Origin of the sequence: Saccharopolyspora rectivirgula DSM 43747 (assembly GCF_000497205.1) — a bacterium.
Taxonomy (GTDB): Bacteria; Actinomycetota; Actinomycetes; order Mycobacteriales; family Pseudonocardiaceae; genus Saccharopolyspora; species Saccharopolyspora rectivirgula.
In genome coordinates, this window is sequence record NZ_AYJW01000024.1 from 25,766 (window position 1) to 43,161 (window position 17,396).

Annotated in this window: 15 protein-coding genes; 3 read left to right on the plus strand and 12 right to left on the minus strand. The window is 69.4% G+C overall.

The window, feature by feature from the left end:
- Positions 1 to 16 precede the first annotated feature (16 nt).
- The 7 genes from cimA to SREC43747_RS0108900 all read right to left on the minus strand — a co-directional run bounded on the left by cimA (position 17) and on the right by SREC43747_RS0108900 (position 8,768).
- A complete protein-coding gene (cimA, locus tag SREC43747_RS0108870; protein ID WP_029720833.1) occupies positions 17 to 1,651 on the minus strand; it encodes a citramalate synthase in 1,635 nt (544 codons plus the stop codon).
- A gap of 291 nt (positions 1,652 to 1,942) precedes the next feature.
- Positions 1,943 to 2,986, minus strand: coding sequence for a 3-isopropylmalate dehydrogenase (locus tag SREC43747_RS0108875; protein WP_029720834.1), 1,044 nt, complete (start codon positions 2,984 to 2,986; stop codon positions 1,943 to 1,945).
- A 212-nt stretch (positions 2,987 to 3,198) separates the two neighbouring features.
- On the minus strand, positions 3,199 to 4,794 hold the full coding sequence (gene serA / locus SREC43747_RS0108880) for a phosphoglycerate dehydrogenase (protein WP_029720836.1): 1,596 nt from the start codon (positions 4,792 to 4,794) through the stop codon (positions 3,199 to 3,201).
- Positions 4,795 to 4,993: 199 nt separating this feature from the next.
- Positions 4,994 to 5,239 (minus strand): DUF397 domain-containing protein, encoded by a 246-nt coding sequence (locus SREC43747_RS0108885; RefSeq protein ID WP_029720838.1) that lies wholly within the window; start codon positions 5,237 to 5,239, stop codon positions 4,994 to 4,996.
- A 117-nt stretch (positions 5,240 to 5,356) separates the two neighbouring features.
- Complete coding sequence (gene ilvC, locus SREC43747_RS0108890) at positions 5,357 to 6,352, minus strand: ketol-acid reductoisomerase (RefSeq protein WP_029720839.1); 996 nt, start codon at positions 6,350 to 6,352, stop codon at positions 5,357 to 5,359.
- A gap of 71 nt (positions 6,353 to 6,423) precedes the next feature.
- Positions 6,424 to 6,930, minus strand: a complete 507-nt coding sequence (ilvN, locus tag SREC43747_RS0108895; protein ID WP_029720840.1) for an acetolactate synthase small subunit — start codon at positions 6,928 to 6,930, stop codon at positions 6,424 to 6,426.
- 8 nt (positions 6,931 to 6,938) lie between these two features.
- A complete protein-coding gene (locus SREC43747_RS0108900; protein ID WP_037331646.1) occupies positions 6,939 to 8,768 on the minus strand; it encodes an acetolactate synthase large subunit in 1,830 nt (609 codons plus the stop codon).
- Positions 8,769 to 9,035: 267 nt separating this feature from the next.
- Here SREC43747_RS0108900 and SREC43747_RS20230 point away from each other — a divergent pair, with 267 nt between their 5' ends.
- On the plus strand, positions 9,036 to 9,596 hold the full coding sequence (locus tag SREC43747_RS20230; RefSeq protein ID WP_051387895.1) for a PH domain-containing protein: 561 nt from the start codon (positions 9,036 to 9,038) through the stop codon (positions 9,594 to 9,596).
- A 147-nt stretch (positions 9,597 to 9,743) separates the two neighbouring features.
- Positions 9,744 to 11,588, plus strand: coding sequence for a dihydroxy-acid dehydratase (gene ilvD / locus SREC43747_RS0108910; protein ID WP_029720843.1), 1,845 nt, complete (start codon positions 9,744 to 9,746; stop codon positions 11,586 to 11,588).
- Between the two features lie 64 nt (positions 11,589 to 11,652).
- Here the strand turns inward: ilvD and SREC43747_RS0108915 are convergent, their stop codons facing one another.
- Positions 11,653 to 12,336, minus strand: a complete 684-nt coding sequence (locus SREC43747_RS0108915; protein WP_081722495.1) for a DoxX family protein — start codon at positions 12,334 to 12,336, stop codon at positions 11,653 to 11,655.
- 193 nt (positions 12,337 to 12,529) lie between these two features.
- On the opposite strand from SREC43747_RS0108915, the gene SREC43747_RS0108920 reads away from it, so the two are divergent.
- A complete protein-coding gene (locus SREC43747_RS0108920) occupies positions 12,530 to 13,687 on the plus strand; it encodes a PQQ-dependent sugar dehydrogenase (RefSeq protein ID WP_306413772.1) in 1,158 nt (385 codons plus the stop codon).
- Between the two features lie 87 nt (positions 13,688 to 13,774).
- On the opposite strand, the gene gatB is transcribed toward SREC43747_RS0108920, so the two are convergent.
- The 4 genes from gatB to gatC are packed head-to-tail and all read right to left on the minus strand — an operon-like array spanning position 13,775 to position 17,302.
- Complete coding sequence (gene gatB / locus SREC43747_RS0108925) at positions 13,775 to 15,280, minus strand: Asp-tRNA(Asn)/Glu-tRNA(Gln) amidotransferase subunit GatB (protein ID WP_029720846.1); 1,506 nt, start codon at positions 15,278 to 15,280, stop codon at positions 13,775 to 13,777.
- Positions 15,277 to 15,474, minus strand: a complete 198-nt coding sequence (locus tag SREC43747_RS0108930; RefSeq protein WP_029720847.1) for a hypothetical protein — start codon at positions 15,472 to 15,474, stop codon at positions 15,277 to 15,279. The genes gatB and SREC43747_RS0108930 overlap by 4 nt, the downstream gene beginning before the upstream one ends.
- Entirely contained in the window at positions 15,474 to 17,003 is a 1,530-nt protein-coding gene (gatA, locus tag SREC43747_RS0108935; protein WP_029720849.1) for an Asp-tRNA(Asn)/Glu-tRNA(Gln) amidotransferase subunit GatA, read from the minus strand. Before gatA ends, SREC43747_RS0108930 begins: the two co-directional genes overlap by 1 nt.
- The gene (gatC, locus tag SREC43747_RS0108940) at positions 17,003 to 17,302 is read right to left on the minus strand and encodes an Asp-tRNA(Asn)/Glu-tRNA(Gln) amidotransferase subunit GatC (protein ID WP_029720850.1); all 300 of its coding nucleotides are present in this window, start codon (positions 17,300 to 17,302) and stop codon (positions 17,003 to 17,005) included. The genes gatA and gatC overlap by 1 nt, the downstream gene beginning before the upstream one ends.
- Positions 17,303 to 17,396: the final 94 nt, after the last annotated feature.

Sequence of the window (17,396 nt, forward strand, 5' to 3'; positions counted from 1 at the left end):
GGCGCTCCCGCGGCCGTCAGCTCCACTCGGCGGCCGTCCGCTGCAGCGAGGCGTAGGCCAGTGCGTCGCACAGCGCCAGCCAACTGGCCTCCACGATGTTGCCGTGCACCCCGACCGTGGTCCACTCCGCGTCCCGGCCGGCGGTGTTGATCAGCACCCGGGTCACCGCGTCGGTGCCCGATTCACCGGTGAGGATGCGGACCTTGTAGTCCGCCAGCTGCACGCTCTCCAGCCACGGCAGGTAGGGCACCAGCGCTTTGCGCAGCGCCCCGTCCAGCGCGTTGACCGGACCGTTGCCCTCCGCGGTGGCGATGACCCGCTCCCCGGCCACGTGCACCTTGACCGTCGCCTCGGAAACGACCGCGCCGTCCGGCCGGTGGTCCAGCACCACCCGGTAGGACTCCAACTGGAACGGGGCGTCGACCGGCTCGCCGGCGTCCACTTCGGCCAGTTCCCGGCGCAGCAGCAGCTCCAGCGAGGCGTCCGCGGCCTCGAACGACCATCCGGTCGCCTCCAGCTCCTTGACCCGGTGCACCGCGGACGTCAACGCGTCCGGAGCGCTGGTCAGGTCCAGACCGAAGTCCGCCCCCTTGAGCTCCAGGCTGGCCCGGCCCGCCATCTCGGTCACCAGCACCCGCATGTCGTTGCCGACCACAGACGGATCGATGTGGTTGTACAGCTCGGGATCCACTTTGATCGCACTGGCGTGCAGCCCGGCCTTGTGGGCGAACGCCGAGTGCCCGACGTAGGGCTGGTGGGTGTCCGATGCCAGGTTGGCGATCTCGGCCAGCGCGTGCGAGGTGCGGGTGAGCTCGCCGAGCTTGCCCTCCGGCAGCACCGGCATGTTCAGCTTGGTCGCCAAGTTCCCGATGACCGCGAACAGGTCGGCGTTCCCGGCCCGCTCCCCGTAGCCGTTGGCGGTGCACTGCACGTGCGTGGCGCCGGCCTGCACCGCGGCGATGCTGTTGGCCACCGCGCAAGCGGTGTCGTCCTGGCAGTGGATGCCCACCCGGAAGCCGGTTCGGGAGATGACCTCACCGACGGTCTCGGCCAGCTGCAGCGGCAGCTGGCCGCCGTTGGTGTCGCACAGGACGACCACGTCGGCGCCGGCTTCCACCGCCGCCTCCAGCACCCGCAGCGAGGTGTCCGGGTCGAAGGCGTACCCGTCGAAGAAGTGCTCGGCGTCCAGGAAGACCCGCCGGCCTTCCCCCACCAGGTAGCGGACGGTGTCGGCCACCATGCTGCAGTTCTCCGCCACGTCGGTGCGCAGCGCCCGCTCGATGTGCCGGCGGTCCGACTTGGCGACCAGGGTCACCACCGGGGCCTGCGAATCCAGCAGCGCCTGCACCTGCTGGTCCTCCTGGACCTTCACACCGGCCCGCCGGGTGGAGCCGAACGCGGTCAGCACGGCGTGCTGCAGCTCCAGCTCGCCCTCGGCGGCGCGGCGGAAGAACTCGGTGTCCTTCGGCAGCGCACCCGGCCAGCCACCCTCGATGAAACCGACCCCGAGCGAGTCGAGCAGGCGGGCGACCGCCAGCTTGTCGGTGACGGAGTACGAAATGCCCTCCCGCTGCGCACCGTCGCGCAGGGTCGTGTCGTAGACGTGGAATTCGTCGCGCAGAGGGGTTCCAGCCGGGGTGGTGCGAGTCACTGGTCTCTCCCGTCGATGTCGGTGGAGCTTGCGGTGACCGTCCCCGCGAGCGGTCAGCGGGCAAAAAAGAAGACCCCCCGCGAGGTGCGAGAGGTCGGCGCGCCGGGTTTGCGGAGTCTTACCCGACGCGCTGCCCAATAATGATCACGCTGCGGAAGGCCACGTCCGTATGCTGCCACAATCGGATCCCGTGCCAACAAGTGGGCCCCACCGTCCCATCGGGTGAGACGGGCGCGGAAATGGGAACGGGGCACCTCCGCGTGCGGAGGCGCCCCGTCACGACCAAGCCGCTCAGGACTGCTGCGCGACCTCGCGCGAGGAGACCAGCGCGGCGAGCCGGTCCCCGATCGCCTGGGTGCTCCCCGGGGCCGAGTGGTCCCGGGTCGCCAGGTCGAAGGCCACCGCGGCCTCGACCCGCTTGGCCGCCTCGCTCATCCCCACGTGGTCCAGCAGCAACGCCACCGACAGCACCGCGGCGGTCGGGTCCGCCTTGCCCTGCCCGGCGATGTCCGGAGCACTGCCGTGCACCGGCTCGAACATGCTCGGGTTGCGCCGGGTCGCGTCGATGTTGCCGCTGGCCGCCAACCCGATCCCACCGGTGATGGCCCCGGCCAGGTCCGTGATGATGTCGCCGAACAGGTTGTCGGTGACGATCACGTCGAACCGGCCCGGGTCGGTGACCATGTGGATGGTGGTGGCGTCCACGTGCTGGTACGCCACGGTCACGTCCGGGTACTGCAGGGAAACCTCTTCCACCACGCGGGACCACAGCGAACCGGCGTGGGTGAGCACGTTGGTCTTGTGCACCAGGGTCAGGTGCTTGCGCGGACGCGCGGCCGCGCGGGCGAACGCGTCCCGCACCACCCGCTCGATCCCGAACGCGGTGTTGATGCTGACCTCGGTGGCGATCTCGTGCGGGGTGTCCTTGCGCAGCAGACCACCGTTGCCGGCGTAGGGACCCTCGGTTCCTTCCCGGACCACCACCATGTCGATCTCACCGGGGTTGTTCACCGGGCTCTTCACCCCGGGGTACAACCGGGCCGGCCGCAAGTTGACGTGGTGGTCGAGTTCGAACCGCAGCCGCAGCAGCAGGCCGCGTTCCAGGATTCCACTGGGGACCGAGGGGTCGCCCACCGCACCGAGCAAAATCGCGTCTTGCTGGCGGAGCTCGGTCAGAACCGACTCCGGCAAGAGCTCCCCAGTCGCATGCCAGCGAGCGGCTCCCAGGTCGTATCGAGTGATCTCGGTATCCGGGACAACCTCACCGAGGACCTTCAGGGCCTCGGCAATCACCTCCGGCCCGATCCCGTCACCGGGGATCACAGCGAGCCGCATCTACACACCTCCCGAGAACCACCCCGACCCGCGGGGCTCGAACTGTTGGGCCAGAGGCTACCGGCAGCGGTTCTCCCGCCTGCACAGTGGACCCACCAATCGGCTGAACTATCCCGATATGCAGGACACACTGATGGGTTGTCCACAGCGCGCACCTGCTACGAAAACGGGCCGTCCCATCACATGGGACGGCCCGTTCCCGAACGGGACCGTCACTCGAAGCTGACGGTCCGGACGATCCGGGCACCCACGGCGGCCCCGATCGGCTCCAGCACGCCGGCTTCCACCGGACGGTCCACACGCAGCATCATGATGGCGTCGGAACGCTCGGTGGTCTGGCTGACCATCGCCGCTTCGATGTTCACCCCGACCTCGCCGAGCAGCGTGCCGACCTTGCCCATCACACCCGGGCGGTCCGGGTACTCCAGCAGCACCACGGTGCCCTCGGCGCGCAGGTCGAAGTGCCGGCCGTTGACCTCGACCAGCTTCTCCACCTGGTCGGCGCCGGACAGCGCACCGGAGACCACCGCGCTGCGCCCGTCCGGCAGCGTGGCCTTCACCGACACGACGCTGCGGTGGTTGGGGCTTTCCGGAGTGGACTGCACCTCGACCTGGACGCCCAGCTCCTCGGCCAGCTGCGGGGCGTTGACGAACGTCACCTGGCTTTCCACCGCACCGGAGAACACCCCGCGCAGCGCGGCCAGCTGCAGCACCGAGATGTCCTCGTCGGCCAGCTCACCGCGGGCCTCCACGGTCACCGAGTTCGGGGTGCCGGCCAGCAGCGCGGCCAACAGCTGGCCGAGCTTCTGCGCCAGCGGCAGGTACGGGCGGACCTCCTCGCCGACGGCACCGCCCTGCACGTTCACCGCGTCCGGCACGAAGTCGCCGCGCAGCGCCAACTTGACCGACTTGGCCACATCGGTGCCAGCCCGGTTCTGGGCCTCCGCGGTCGAGGCGCCCAGGTGCGGGGTGACCACCACGTTGTCCAGTTCGAACAGCGGGCTGGACGTGGTCGGCTCGGTCTTGAAGACGTCGATGCCCGCACCGCCGACGTGGCCGCTGCGCAGCGCGTCCACCAGGGCGTCCTCGTCGATCAGCCCACCGCGAGCGGCGTTGACGATGATCACGCCCGGCTTGGTCTTCTTCAGCTCCTCGGCGCCGATCAGGCCCAGCGTCTCAGCGGTCTTCGGCAGGTGAACGGTGATCGCGTCGGAGCGCTCCAGCAGCTGGTCCAGGCTGACCAGCTCGATGCCCAGCTGCGCGGCGCGGGCCGGGGAGACGTAGGGGTCGTAGGCGATCAGCTTGGTGCCGAACGCGGCCAGCCGCTGGGCGACCAGCTGACCGATCTTGCCCAGGCCGACGATGCCGATGGTCTTGCCGTTGATCTCCACCCCGGTGAAAGCGCTGCGCTTCCACTCCCCGGAGCGCAGGCTCGCGTCCGCGCGAGCCACGTTGCGGGCGACCGCCAGCAGCAGCGCCACGGCGTGCTCAGCAGCGGAGACGATGTTGGAGGTGGGGGCGTTGACCACCATCACGCCGCGCTCGGTGGCGGCCGGCACCTCGACGTTGTCCAACCCGACGCCGGCGCGGGCGACCACCTTCAGCTTGCTCGCCGCAGCCAGCACCTCCGCATCAACCTTGGTCGCGGAACGGACCAGCAATGCGTCGGCGTCGGCTACAGCCTCCAGCAGCGCCGACCGGTCGGTGCCGTCCACATGGCGGATCTCCACCTCGTCTCCGAGGACCTCGATCACGGACGGCGCCAGCTTCTCGGCGATCAGGACGACAGGACGGCTTGCGTTGGTCACGGGCGAGCTCCAGTAGAAAGGATCACGGTCGGCACGGCGTTGTGCCCGGACGGTTCGGCAGTTTAACGGGAGTTTGAGAAAGTCTTCACAAAGGTGTAGCCCGGATCACCGGGAGGCGTGCCCTCTGCTGAAACCATTCTCCCAGATCAGCGCAGGTGCGGTAGGGGGACCAAACTGCGGGACGGGCGCGCGGGCGCGACTACGGCTCATCGAACTCACCGTCCTTGGCGCCGGCCACGAAGGCGTCCCACTCGCGCTGGGTGAACACCAGGACCGGCCCCTGCGGATCGGCGCCGTTGCGCATGCACACGTAGCCCTGCAGGAAAGCGATCTCCACACCGGGCTGGCCAGGATCGTCGGTGCTGGGGATCCACTCGGCCTTCGAGTAGTCGAGCTGGTCCCGGACGTGGGCCTTGTCGTCGGCGATCTCGCGCTGCTCGGACACGCAGAGCACTCTAACGTCACGCATCGAATGCTGAACCGCCCGGGACGGCCAACTCACGAGAAGAGAGCAGCCGGCCCGGGCGCCGCGGAGGCGCACCGGGCCGGCCGGCTCAGCAGGTCACTTCTGGGTCCACGACATCAAGGAGCGCAGCTTCTTGCCGACCTCCTCGATCTGGTGGGCGTTGCCCTCGGCCTGCAGCTTGGTGAAGTTCGGACGACCGGCCTCGTCCTCGGCCACCCACTCCTTGGCGAAGGTGCCGTCCTGGATCTCGCCCAGGATCTTGCGCATCGACTCCTTGACGTGGGAGTCGATGACGCGCGGGCCGCGGGTGAGGTCGCCGTACTCGGCGGTGTCGCTGCAGGAGTAGCGCTGGCCGGCGATGCCGCCCTCCCACATCAGGTCGACGATCAGCTTCAGCTCGTGCAGCACCTCGAAGTAGGCGATCTCCGGCTGGTAGCCGGCCTCCACCAGCACCTCGAAGCCGGTCTGCACCAGGGCGCTGGTGCCACCGCACAGCACCGCCTGCTCACCGAACAGGTCGGTCTCGGTCTCCTCCTTGAAGGTGGTCTTGATGACACCGGCGCGAGCACCGCCGATGCCGGCGGCGTAGGACAGCGCCAGCGCCTGGGCGTTGCCGGTGGCGTCCTGCTCGACGGCGATCAGGCACGGCACGCCCTTGCCGTCCACGAACTGCCGGCGGACCAGGTGCCCCGGCCCCTTCGGCGCCACCATCGCGACGTCGACGTCGGCCGGCGGCTGGATGAGGCCGTAGCGGATGTTGAAGCCGTGGCCGAAGAACAGGGCGTCGCCCTTCTTCAGGTTCGGCGCGACCTCCTTGGCGTAGATCTCCCGCTGCTTGGTGTCGGGCGCCAGGATCATGATCAGGTCGGCTTCCTCGACCGCCTCAGCGGTCGGCAGCACCCGCAGGCCTTCTTCCTCGGCCTTGGCCTTGGACTTGGAGCCCTCGTGCAGACCGATGCGGACGTCGACACCGGAGTCCCGCAGGCTCAGGGCGTGGGCGTGGCCCTGGCTGCCGTAACCGATGATCGCGACCTTGCGGCCCTGCACGATGCCCAGATCGGCGTCCGACTCGTAGAAGATTTCAGCTGCCATGGTTTCCGTGGTTCCTTTCGGAAATTTTTCGGTTGTCGGCCCGTTGTGGCGGGTTGCCCGCAGGTCGCGGATCAGCGCACTGCGGAAGCGGTGATGGAACGCGGGCCACGGCCGATCGCGATCGTGCCCGACTGGACCAGCTCGCGAATGCCGTACGGCTCCAGCATCCGCAGCAACGCGTCCAGTTTGTCCCTGGTCCCGGTGGCTTCGACAGTCAGCGCCTCGGGTGACACGTCGACCACCTTGGCGCGGAACAGCTGGACCGTCTCCAACACCTGGCTGCGCACCGACGCGTCGGCCCGCACCTTGACCAGCAGCAGCTCCCGCTGCACCGAGGCGTCCGGCTCCAGCTCAACGATCTTGATCACGTTGACCAGCTTGTTGAGCTGCTTGGTGACCTGCTCCAGCGGCTGGTCGCCCACCGACACCACGATGGTCATCCGGGAGATGTCCGGGTGCTCGGTCGGCCCCACCGCCAGGGACTCGATGTTGAAGCTGCGCCGGGAGAACAGCCCGGAGACCCGGGCCAGGACGCCTGGAACGTCTTCCACCAGAACGCTGAGCGTGTGCCGGCTCATCGACGCGCTCACCCCTCGTCCTCGAACAGCGGGCGGATTCCGCGCGCCGCCATGATCTCGTCATTGCTCGTACCCGCGGCCACCATCGGCCAGACCTGCGCGTCTTCCCCCACCACGAAGTCGATCACGACCGGTCGGTCGTTGATCTCCATAGCCCGCTTGATGACGCTGTCGACGTCCTGTTTGGACTCGCACCGCAGTCCCGCGCAGCCGTAGGCCTCCGCCAACAGCTTGAAGTCCGGAATCCGGTGCTTGTGGGTGCCGAGGTCGCTATGTGAGTAGCGCTCGGCGTAGAACAGGTTCTGCCACTGCCGGACCATACCGAGGTTGCCGTTGTTGATGACGGCCACCTTGATGGGAATTCCTTCGATGGCGCAGGTGGCCAGCTCCTGGTTGGTCATCTGGAAGCAGCCGTCGCCGTCGATGGCCCAGACCTCGGTGTCCGGCAGCGCCGCCTTGGCCCCCATCGCCGCCGGGACGGCGTAGCCCATCGTGCCCAGACCACCGGAGTTCAGCCAGGTGCGCGGCTTCTCGTAGGAGATGAACTGCGCCGCCCACATCTGGTGCTGCCCGACCCCGGCGACGTAAACCGCGTCCGGCCCGACCAGCTTGCCGATGCGCTCCACCACGTACTGCGGCGAAAGAGTGCCATCGGCCGGCCACTGGTACCCCAGCGGGTAGCGGTCCCGCCAGTCCCGCAGCTGCTCCCACCAGTCGTCCAGGTCCGCGGTGCCGTTCTCCTCGCGGGCCGCGTCGACCGCGCCGATCAGCTCCCGCAGCACTTCCTTGCAGTCGCCGACGATCGGAACGTCGGCGTAGCGGTTCTTGGAGATCTCCGCCGGGTCGATGTCGGCGTGGATGACCTTGGCGTGCGGGGCGAACGAGGACAGCTGCCCGGTGACCCGGTCGTCGAACCGGGCGCCCAACGTGATCAGCAGGTCAGCGCGCTGCATCGCGGCCACCGCCGCGACGGTGCCGTGCATGCCCGGCATCCCCAGGTGCAGCGGGTGCGTGTCGGGGAACGCACCGCGCGCCATCAGGGTGGTGACCACCGGAATGCCGGTCTTCTCGGCGAGTTCCCGGAGCTCCTCGGCCGCATCCGCCTTGATCACCCCGCCGCCGACGTAGAACACCGGCCGGTGCGACTGGGTCATCAGGCGAGCTGCTTCCCGGATCTGCTTGCCGTGCGGCTTGGTGGTCGGCCGATAACCGGGCAGCTTCATCTCCGGCGGCCAGGAGAAGGACATCGTGGCCTGCTGGACGTTCTTGGGAATGTCCACAAGCACCGGTCCGGGGCGACCGGAGGAAGCGATGTAGAACGCCTCGGCGAGCACCCGCGGGATGTCCTCGGGATCGGTCACCAGGAAGTTGTGCTTGGTCACCGGAAGGGTGATCCCGCAGATGTCGGCTTCCTGGAAGGCGTCGGTCCCGATCAGCGACGTGGCCTGCTGGCCGGTGATCGCGACCACCGGGACCGAGTCCATGTGCGCGTCGGCCAGTGCGGTCACCAGGTTCGTCGCACCCGGACCGGATGTGGCCATGCACACGCCGACCCGCCCCGTCGCCTGCGCGTAGCCGACCGCGGCGTGGCCAGCACCCTGCTCGTGGCGGACCAGGATGTGGCGCACCTTCTGCGAGTCCAGCAGCGGGTCGTACGAGGGGAGGATGGTTCCGCCCGGGATTCCGAAGACGATTTCGCAGCCGACTTCCTCCAGGGAGCGCACGACGGCTTGCGCACCGGTCATCTTCACCGGCGCTCCGCTGGGCGGAGTGGGCTTGGGACGACGTCCCGGCGGTGGCGCTGGGACCGGATTCTGCCTTGCGTTGGCACTGGTCATCAGGTCTGCCTCGGGGTTGGAAATGGGCCGGACACGAAAAAACCCTCGTCGGCCGGCAAAAGGCCCAACGAGGGTTGGCGCGTCGACGCTGCGAACTTCCTTAGGCGTCGACGCGCCAAGGAAGTACGAGAATGTCGTTCAGTCGCAGCATGGTTCGAACGCTAACGGACCGCTGCCCACCCCGTCAACTACGCGAGACAACATTCCCACCATCTGAACAACACGGTGGGTGTCGACAGCACTTGCCCTGGTGAGACCATAGGAAGGGTGAGCGATACCCGCGAGCCAGAGCCACAGCAGACGCCGGAGCAAGGCGCCTCCGACCAGGACGAGCAGCACAGGTCCGACGAAGCGGTGACTCCGGGCACACCGGCGGAGCAGCCGGAGGAGAACACCCCTGCCGCGGAAGGCGGAACCGAGGGCGAACCCGAGCAGCGGTCGCCGGAACTGCCGGAAGAACTGACCTTCCGGATGAACCCGGTCACCCTGCTCGCCGCACTCGCCATCGCGGCGTGCGCCACCCCGCTGGCCACCACGACCGGCCCGCTGGGACTGCTCATCTACCTCATCCCGCTGGCCCTGGCGGTGTGGATCCTGCGCGTGCGCACCACCATCGGCCAACAACGGGTCAAAGTCCGCCACACCTTCACCAGCAGCACCTTCTCGTGGGACGAGGTGACCTCCCTGCGCCTGGACGAGCGCCGCTGGTTGAAGGCGGTGCTGGACTCCGGCGAGGAGGTGTCCCTCCCCGCCGTGCGGGTGCGCGACCTCCCCCGAGTGGCCGCGATGAGCGGCGGGCGGATTCCGAACCCGATTCCGCAGGAGTAATGTCGAGCGCACCGCACCTACGGGGCGCCCACAAGGCACTTCCCCCGCCGCCCGCCGGAACGAACCGGGAAGCCGGGCGCTGCCGCCGCATTCGTCCGCCGCGGCGAGCAGCCCGCACAAAGCGCTGTAGACGAACCCGAGGTTGAAATGCCCCAGCTGCGCTCACGCACCACGACACACGGACGAAACGCTGCCGGCGCCCGCGCGCTGTGGCGGGCCACCGGCATGTCCGACAGCGACTTCGGCAAGCCGATCGTGGCCATCGCCAACTCCTACACCCAGTTCGTGCCGGGGCACGTGCACCTGCGCGACCTCGGCGACGTGGTGGCCGAAGCGGTCCGCGAAGCCGGTGGCGTGCCGCGCGAATTCCACACCATCGCGGTCGACGACGGCATCGCGATGGGCCACGGCGGCATGCTCTACTCCCTCCCCTCCCGGGAACTGATCGCCGACTCGGTCGAGTACATGGTCAACGCGCACCAGGCCGACGCGCTGGTGTGCATCTCCAACTGCGACAAGATCACCCCGGGCATGCTCAACGCGGCGATGCGGCTGAACATCCCGGTGGTGTTCGTCTCCGGCGGCCCCATGGAGGCCGGCAAGGCCGTCGTGGTGGAAGGGGTCGCCCACGCCCCCACCGACCTGATCACCACCATTTCGGCTTCCGCGAACTCCCAGGTCGACGAGGCGGGGCTGACCGAGGTGGAACGTTCCGCCTGCCCCACCTGCGGTTCCTGCTCCGGCATGTTCACCGCCAACTCGATGAACTGCCTGACCGAAGCCCTCGGCCTGGCCCTGCCGGGCAACGGTTCCACACTGGCCACCCACGCCTTCCGCCGGAAGCTGTTCGAGGAAGCCGGTCGCACGATCGTGCGGTTGGCCAAGCGCTACTACGAGGAGGACGACGAGTCGGTGCTGCCGCGCTCGATCGCCAACGCCAAGGCGTTCGAGAACGCGATGGCGCTGGACATGGCGATGGGCGGCTCCACCAACACGGTGCTGCACACCCTCGCCGCGGCGCGGGAAGGCGAAATCGACTTCACGCTCGAGCACATCGAGCGGATCAGCCGGAAAGTGCCGTGCCTGTCCAAGGTCAGCCCGAACTCCGACTACCACATGGAGGACGTGCACCGGGCGGGCGGGATCCCCGCCATCCTGGGCGAGTTGGACCGGGCCGGCCTGCTGCACCGGGACGTCACCTCCATCCACAGCAGCAACCTCACCGAGTGGCTGTCCAAATGGGACATCCGCGGTGAGTCCCCGTCCGACGAAGCGATCGAGCTGTTCCACGCCGCACCCGGCGGCGTCCGCACCACGGAGGCCTTCTCCTCCACCAACCGCTGGTCCTCCCTGGACACCGACGCGGAGAACGGCTGCATCCGGGACGTCGCGCACGCCTACACCGCCGACGGCGGCCTGGCCGTGCTGCGCGGCAACCTCGCCGAGGACGGAGCGGTGATCAAGACCGCCGGGGTGGAAGAGGAGCTGTGGCGCTTCCAGGGACCGGCCCGCGTGGTGGAAAGCCAGGAAGAAGCGGTCTCGGTCATCCTGAACAAGGAGATCCAGCCCGGGGAAGTCCTGGTGGTCCGCTACGAAGGCCCCGCCGGCGGCCCGGGCATGCAGGAGATGCTGCACCCCACCGCCTTCCTCAAAGGCGCCGGACTCGGCAAGAAGTGCGCCCTGATCACCGACGGCCGGTTCTCCGGCGGCAGCTCCGGCATCTCGGTCGGCCACATCTCACCGGAAGCCGCCAACGGCGGCACCATCGGCCTGGTCGAGAACGGCGACCAGATCCTCATCGACGTCCGGAAGCGCAAGCTCCAACTGCTGGTCGACGACGAGGTGCTGGCCGAGCGCCGCGCCAAGATGGAAGCCAGCGAACACCCGTGGCAGCCGGCGAACCGGCAGCGCCCGGTCTCGGCCGCCCTGCGCGCCTACGCCCGGCTGGCCACCTCGGCCTCCTACGGCGCGGTTCGCGACGTCAACAAGTGACCGGCGCAGCGAAACGGGGCTTCCGGGTCCACCCCGGAAGCCCCGTTCTCCCGCGACATCCAGCTCAGCGCAACACCAGCACCACCGCGGCCGCCACCACGGCCAGCACCAGACCGATCACCCCGAACACCCCGGGACGGCGCGACCACGCGCGACCGCGGTCCAACGCCACCCGGCCCGGCCCGGCGAACATCAACCCGAAAGCGACCGCGGCCAGCACCGCCTCGTACTCCACCCCGTTGGGCAGGAAGAAGCCGTTGCCCGCGTGGAGCACCACGGCACTGCCCATCACCCCGAGGATCCCGGCCGCGGCCAGCGGGGTGAACAACCCGAGCACCAGCAGCGCGCCGGCGAGCACCTCGGTGCCACCGGTGATCTGAGCGAGCAGTTCCGTCTGCTCGAACCCCAGGTCGGCGAGCATCCGGGCGAACCCGTCCGGCCCGGGGCCGCCGAGAACGCCGAACAACTTCTGGGCGCCGTGCGCCAGGAAAACTCCGCCCAGCACCAGCCGGACGACCAGCAGACCGAGATCCGCGCTCGCGCTCCAACCGAGCGACGCGCGCTCCTGCAGCTCACCGAACCCCGGTCCCTCCCGCAGATCCTGCGGGGACAGCGACTCCGCAGCGGTGTAGCCGTCATCGTCGTAGTAGTTGTACTGCTGGGTGGACGGGCCCTGGCCCACCCCGGGCTGCGTTCCCGGGGGAGGGACCTGTCCCCCTCTGCTGGGGCGGTCGTCGTGGATGCTCACGCCGGCAGAGGCTAGGGGATGCCCGCGGGGCGCTGAACCGCTTTTCCGGGAAACGTTGCCCAGCGCGTGACTACTTCGATATCAACCGAGCGCAACTGAACAACCTGGTTAACCAATTCGGAGCAGCGCCGCCGCAGCTGCGGAGCCGCCAGGTTCACCTCGACCTCACAGGAACCAAGTACTCTCGGGAAACGTGACGGCCAGGCGCAACTGGAACCTGCGTTCCGCGGCGGCGAGCACCATGATCTGCGCGCTGCTGGCCGGCTGCGCACAATTCCCGGACGAACATCCGGCCCAGTGGGAGGACCAGCCGTCCTTGGAGGCGCAGGCCGGTCCCGAGCCCTCGATCGAAGGCCAGTCCCCACCTCCGCCCAGCGGGTCGCCCCGACCGCAAGAACCGCAGCAACCGGTCGGGTGCACCGACCCGGACCCGGCGGTGGTGGCCACCTGCCTCGCCCCGGTGGGGGCCATCGCAGTGCTGCCCGACGGGCAGAGCGCCCTGGTCGCCGAACGCTCGACCGGCAGGATCCTGCAGGTGCAGCCGAACGCCGAACCGGTGGAGATCGCCCAGGTGCCGGTGGACGCCGCCGGTGGCGGGATCACCGGGCTGGCGCTGTCCCCCAGCTACCACGAAGACGAGCTGATCTACGCCTACGTCACCACCCCGCAGGACAACCGGATCGTGCGGATCGCCCCGGGAGACCGCCCGAAACCGGTGCTCACCGGAATCCCGCGCGGCCCCTCCGGGAACTCCGGGGCGCTGCTGGACGACGGCACCGGGGCGCTGCTGGTGGCCACCGGGAACGCCGGTGACCCGGCGGCAGCGGCCAACCCCGGCTCGCTGGCCGGCAAGGTGCTGCGCATCGACGGGTTCGGCAACCCGGCCCCCGGGAACCCCGACCGCAACTCCCCGGTGATCGCCTCCGGGCTCACCGATCCGACCGGCCTGTGCGGCACCCCCGCCCTCGGCAGCTTCTGGGTGACCGACCGGGGGGACGAGCAGAACGCGCTCTACCGCGTGCAGCTCGGCCAACCCCTGGGCGAACCCGCGTGGAGCTGGCCGGACCAGCCCGGGGTGGCCGGGTGCGCCGCCGACCCGTCCACCGTGGTGGTGGCCCTGCAGGACGCGGCCGCGCTGTACCTGCTGCACACCGCACCGGACGGCACCTTCACCGGCCAGCCCAGCAAAGTCCTGGAGGACACCTACGGCCGGTTCTCCACCGCAACCCTGGCTTCCGACGGACTGGTGTGGCTGGGCACGGCCAACAAGGCCGGCGGCGACCCGGGACCGAGCGACGACCGGGTGCTGCGCCTGCAACCACCCGGTGGCGGCGCCGCCGGCAAGGACTGAACCGGCCGAGTCCTCGTCCGCTCGGGCGCGAACGAGAAGAACCGGTGCCGGGAGGTCCCCGGCACCGGTTCTCCGGTCGAAGTCAGCTCACTGACCGCAAGCGGCCAGCACCAGCTCGCGAACCCGCTTGGCGTCCGCCTTGCCCTTGGTCGCCTTCATGACCGCGCCCACGATCGCACCAGCGGCCTGCACCTTGCCGCCGCGGATCTTCTCGGCCACGTCCGGCTGGGCCGCCAACGCCTCGTCCACGGCCTTCTGCAGCGCCGAGTCGTCGGAGACGACCTCCAGACCCCGGGCCTCGACCACCTCGTCGGGCTCGCCCTCACCGGCCAGCACGCCGTCCACCACCTGGCGGGCCAGCTTGTTGGTGAGCTTGCCCTGGGCGACCAGCTCGATCACCCGGGCCACCTGCTTGGGCGTGATGCTCAGCTCGCCGAGCTCCACACCGCGGTTGTTGGCCTGCTGGGCGAGGTAGGACACCCACCAGGAGCGGGCTTCCCCGGGTGCCGCGCCGGCGTCCACGGTCTCGGCGACCAGGTCCAGCGCCCCGGCGTTGACCAGGTCGCGCAGCTCCTCGTTGGAGAGCTGCCACTCCTGCTGGACCCGCTTGCGCCGCTCCCACGGCATTTCCGGCAGGGTCTTGCGCAGCTCCTCGACCCACTCCCGGGACGGCGCGATCGGCACCAGGTCCGGTTCCGGGAAGTAGCGGTAGTCCTCGGAGGTCTCCTTGCGACGACCGGGCGACGTGGTCCCGGTGGACTCGTCGAAGTGCCGGGTCTCCTGCAGGATCGTCCCGCCCTCGGCCAGCACCGCGGCGTGCCGCTGCATCTCGTAGCGCACCGCGCGTTCCACGCTGCGCAGCGAGTTGACGTTCTTCGTCTCGGTGCGGGTGCCGAACTCGGAGGAGCCCTTCGGCATCAGGGAGACGTTCGCGTCGCAGCGCAGCGACCCCTGCTCCATGCGCACGTCGGAAACCCCGAGCGCCAGCAGCAGTTCCCGCAGCGCCTTCACGTAGGCGCGGGCCACCTCCGGAGCGCGGGCCCCGGCACCGGTGATCGGCTTGGTGACGATCTCGATCAGCGGCACCCCGGCGCGGTTGTAGTCCAGCAGCGAGTGCTCGGCGCCGTGGATCCGGCCGGTCTCACCGCCCACGTGCAGCGACTTGCCGGTGTCCTCCTCCATGTGGGCGCGCTCGATGCCGACCCGGAAGACCTCGCCGTCCTCCAGCTCGACGTCCAGGTAGCCGTCGAAGACGATGGGCTCGTCGTACTGCGAGGTCTGGAAGTTCTTCGGCATGTCCGGGTAGAAGTAGTTCTTCCGGGCGAACCGGCACCACTCCGCGACCTCGCAGTTGAGGGCCAACCCGATCCGGATGGCCGACTCCACCGCCTTGGCGTTGACCACCGGCAACGCACCGGGGAGTCCCAGGCACACCGGGCAGACCTGGGTGTTCGGCTCGGCGCCGAACACGTTGGCGCACCCGCAGAACATCTTGGTGCGCGTGTTGAGCTCGACGTGCACCTCGAGGCCGAGAACCGGGTCGAACCGCTCGACGACCTCGTCGTAGTCCATGATGTCGGCGACCGCCGTCACTTCTCGTCCTCCCCCTTACGCAGGGCCCGCACGGCCAGCGCGGTACCGGTGACCACACCCAGCGCGGTGACGATCACATCCGCCAGTGCGAGCTTGTCGTTGTCCTTGCGCGCCTGGCGGAAACTCGCGCGCAACCCGAACACGGCCGAGAGCGCAGAAGCGAGTTGGAAGGCTGCTTTCAGCTTCGGGTTCATCACGCGACCTCCAGCTGGGGAACACGGTCGATCAGAGGACCGCCCTGCGCGGCGTCGCGGGCCGCCTCGTAGGCGGCGCCGACCCGGTAGAGCCGGTCATCGGCCATCGCCGGGGCCATGATCTGCAGGCCGACCGGCAGGCCGTCTTCCTCGGCCAGCCCGCACGGCACGCTCATCGCCGCGTTGCCGGCCAGGTTCGCCGGGATGGTGCACAGGTCCGACAGGTACATCGCCAGCGGGTCGTCGGTCTTCTCGCCGAGCTTGAAGGCGGTGGTCGGCGTGGTGGGCGACACCAGCACGTCGACCTTCTCGAACGCCGCGTCGAAGTCGCGGGTGATCAGCGTGCGGACCTTCTGGGCCTGCCCGTAGTAGGCGTCGTAGTAACCGGCCGACAGGGCGTAGGTGCCCAGCATGATGCGCCGCTTGACCTCCGGACCGAACCCGGCTTCGCGGGTCAGCGACATGACCTCTTCGGCACTGCGCGAGCCGTCGTCGCCCACCCGCAGGCCGTAGCGCATCGCGTCGAAGCGGGCCAGGTTGGAGGAGCACTCGCTCGGCGCGATCAGGTAGTAGGCGGGCAGCGCGTAGACGAAGTGCGGGCAGGAGACCTCGACCACTTCCGCCCCGAGCGCGACCAGCTGGTCGACGGCGGCGCGGAAAGCCCGCTCCACGCCCGGCTGGTAGCCCTCGCCGGAGAACTCCCGGACCACGCCGACGCGGACGCCCTTGAGGTCGCCCTGCGCGCCCTGCTTGGCGGCGGCGACCACCTGGGGCACCGGCTGGTCGATGGAGGTCGAGTCCATCGGGTCGTGGCCGGCGATGACCTCGTGCAGCAGCGCCGCGTCCAGCACCGTGCGCGCGCACGGGCCGACCTGGTCCAGCGAGGAGGAGAAGGCCACCAGGCCGTACCGGGACACGCCGCCGTAGGTCGGCTTGACTCCGACGGTGCCGGTCACCGCGCCCGGCTGGCGGATCGAACCACCGGTGTCGGTGCCGATGGCCAGCGGCGCTTCGAAAGCGGCCAGCGCGGCGGAGGAACCGCCACCGGAGCCGCCCGGAATGCGCTCCAGGTCCCACGGGTTGCGGGTCGGCCCGTAGGCGGAGTTCTCGGTGGACGAGCCCATCGCGAACTCGTCCATATTGGTCTTGCCCAGGACGACCACGCCGGCTTCCCGCAGCTTGCGGGTCACCGTCGCGTCGTACGGCGGCACCCAGCCCTCCAGCATCTTCGAGCCGCAGGTGGTGGGCATGTCGCTGGTGGTGAGCACGTCCTTGAGCGCCAGCGGCACACCGGCCAGCGGCGAGGGGGCCTCGCCCGCCGCCCGGTCCTCGTCGGCCTTGCGGGCCGCGGCGAGCGCACCCTCGGTGTCCACGTGCAGGAACGCGTGCACATCGCGGTCGACCGCGGCGATCCGGTCCAGGTGGGCCTGCGTCACCTCGACCGACGAGACCTCCCCCGCCTGCAGCTTCTCAGCGAGTTCGGAAGCAGTCAGCCTCGTCAGGCTGCCGCCGGAATCGGTCGACGTCATCAGGCCTCCTCACTCAGGATCCGCGGCACGCGGAACCGGTTCTCTTCCGCAGCAGGAGCACCGGACAGCGCCTGGTCACGCGAAAGCCCAGGCCGCACCTCGTCCGCCCGGAACACGTTGGTGACCGGAACCGCGTGAGAAGTCGGCGGGATGTCGTCCGCGGCGACCTCGCCCACCCTGGCCACCGAATCCAGGATTACGTCGAGCTGGCCGGCGAACGTGTCGAGTTCGTCCTCGGTGACGGCCAGTCTCGCCAGTTTGGCGAGATGCGCGACCTCGTCGCGGGAGATCTTGGACACTACGAAGGCTCCCTGCTCATGTCCGGTTTCACAGCTAACCCCCAGTCTATGAGCGCAGGTGGTCCCGCACCGCAGGGGGCGAGCACCGGCACCG